This window comes from Mesorhizobium sp. M4B.F.Ca.ET.089.01.1.1 (genome assembly GCF_004022605.1).
GTDB lineage: Bacteria > Pseudomonadota > Alphaproteobacteria > Rhizobiales > Rhizobiaceae > Mesorhizobium > Mesorhizobium abyssinicae.
Genome location: NZ_RZOS01000665.1, coordinates 1 through 2,291, shown reverse-complemented (window position 1 = coordinate 2,291; position 2,291 = coordinate 1). Strand labels below are relative to the sequence as shown.

Sequence of the window (2,291 nt, the reverse complement as noted above, 5' to 3'; positions counted from 1 at the left end):
CTCGTCCGACACCATGACGCCATGCGCGTCGATTGCCGTGTTGAAGAAGAAGTTGATCGCCATCCAGCCGGCGCGGGGCGCGACGCCCTTGTCCGAAAGCGCCTTGTTGAAATTCTCCGAGCAGTTGGTGTGCCCGGGATAACCAATGTCGTCGTAATATTTGGCGGCACAGGCGAGCGCGAAGGCGTCGTGCCGCCCGCAAGTGTCCTGCACCACCTCGACCAGCGGCTCCATGTCCTGGTCGTAATATTTCGAATGCAGGCCGGGCATCGGATAGGCGGCGCCCATCAGCGTGCGCGTCGTCGTCACGTCGAGCGGCAGGTCGCGGCCCTTGTCCAGCTTGCGCGCCGAGAAGCACTGGAAGTCGGTGCACTGGCGGCCGTCGACATCGATGATCTGCAGATAGTCGCCGGCCTTGACGAAATAGGCTTCGGCAGTCGCCGAATGGACCCTGAGATCGAGCACCGGATCGGCGAGCGGATCGGCAAGCCCGGACTTCGCCTTCAGCCGGATCGTCGCGCGGCGCACGATGACGGTGAGCGGCGTCGCGGTGTCGTGGCCGTCGACCAGCATCGGCCCGCCGGGCGCCGCGATCAGCAGCGCGCCATCGCGCTGCACGGCGAAGCCTTGCTCGGTGCCGGCGGGCGTCGCGCCGCCGAAGACGCGCACGGCCTTCGGTTGCTCAAGCTGAACTTGGCGGCGTTGCAGGCCGAGACGCAGCGCCGACAAGCTGTCGTCGCCATCCGCCAGCAGCGCCTTGATGCCTGCGGCGTTGCTGTTTGCGGCCTCGCCGAAAATGCCGGGATCGGTGACGCCGTCCTTGCCCCAGGCCAACAGCTCGCAGGCCTGTCCGCCTTCGACGTTGCGCACGCTCACCGTATCGCCGGCCTCGACGTCGATCAGCACCGCGCCATTGCCCTGCACGGTGTAGCGCTCCATGCCGGGCGGTAGCGCGATCTGGCCAGGCCTGAGGATCAGGCTCGGCCGGGGCGGCCCGGAGGCGACGGCAGGGTAGGGCGACTGGCTCATCTCGACCCTATGTTTCGAGCAACAAGTTTGCCTGTGTGTGAAATTAGTTTAGCAGCAAGAATAGCAGCGGGGTTGGATTTGGCAAGGTGGAGATGGCGCCGGCTCCTCCTTCTCCCCCTGTGGGAGAAGGTGTCGCCGAAGGCGACGGATGAGGGGTGCGCGAAGGAACGCCAGCGTCTCACTCCGTCGCGCACCCTCATCCGTCTCGGGCGCTAACGCGCCGATCCAGCTTCTCCCACAGGGGGAGAGGCGCGCACATGCGCTACGCCGGTTCCTCGGAATGGCCGATCGTAACGCCATACTCCGCGGCCGAATCGAGAATGCTGTGCCAGAGACTTTCGGCGAAGGTCGAAAACACCAGCAGGTTGAACACCGCCTGTCCGCCGCGATCACCGCCCCGCCACAGCGTGACGCTGGTGTGATCCACCGAGGTCGCAGCAGCGGAGCCAATCGCAAACACATCGGGATGCAGATCGATCGACGACAGCTTGGCGAGCATCGCGCGCGCTCTCTGCCCGGATACGCTGATCAACGCCCGCGCATGCGACTGGTCCGAAAGCGATGCCGATCCGGCAAAGACCGAGGCAAGCGCCTCAATCCCGTGCCTGCCGCCTTTCGACAGCACGAAAAACTGATCCGGTCCGGACCAGATCAGCGTCGCGTCGGCGGTGCCGACCGCCTTCGGCGTTTCCGGCGCGGCGACACCGAAGCGGGCCTTCGCCGCCGCGGCCATCTCGGCCGCCTTGCCGCGGCGCGCCATCACCTGGACGAGGTCGAAATTGCGGATCTCGGTCAGCGACACGCCGGCTTCACCCCGCGCGCCATACGGCCCGGTGACGAGGATGCGGTCGAGCGGGCTGCGGATATCCCAGGAAAACTCAGCCACGCTGGCGCCCTCCTTCCGGATCGTAGAAGACGGGATTGCAGAGCTCGACATCGTACTCCTCGCCACGCAGCGGGTCGTGCGCGCGCACGATCTCGCCGATGCGCTCGCGGCCGCGTTCGACCAGCCCGAGCCCGATCCACTGGTCGAGTGTCGGCGAGAAGCAGACCGAGGTGACATAGCCCTGGTCGTTGCCGGGGCCGGGGATCTCGCCCTTCGGAATGACATGCGCGCCGGAGCGCAGCCGCCGCGCCTTGTCGGTGGGCTTGACGCCGACGACCACCTGCCGGTCCGGCGCAACCAGCGCCTCGCGGCCGGCCATGACGCGGCCGATAAAATCCTTCTTGGTCGACATCATCTTGCCGAGGCCGAGATCGGC

The 2,291-nt window shown here is 66.6% G+C and carries 3 protein-coding genes; all 3 read right to left on the bottom strand.

The annotated features are described in order from the left end of the window. On the bottom strand, window positions 1–1,029 hold a 1,029-nt coding region (locus EN780_RS32395), incomplete at its 3' end, for an urea carboxylase-associated family protein (protein ID WP_133372819.1). Between the two features lie 262 nt (window positions 1,030–1,291). Beyond that, on the bottom strand, window positions 1,292–1,915 hold the full coding sequence (locus EN780_RS32390; protein ID WP_128276307.1) for a sarcosine oxidase subunit gamma family protein: 624 nt from the start codon (window positions 1,913–1,915) through the stop codon (window positions 1,292–1,294). After that, the coding region (locus tag EN780_RS32385; protein ID WP_281035393.1) for a glycine cleavage T C-terminal barrel domain-containing protein at window positions 1,908–2,291 on the bottom strand (384 nt) is incomplete at its 5' end. The genes EN780_RS32385 and EN780_RS32390, both read right to left, overlap by 8 nt.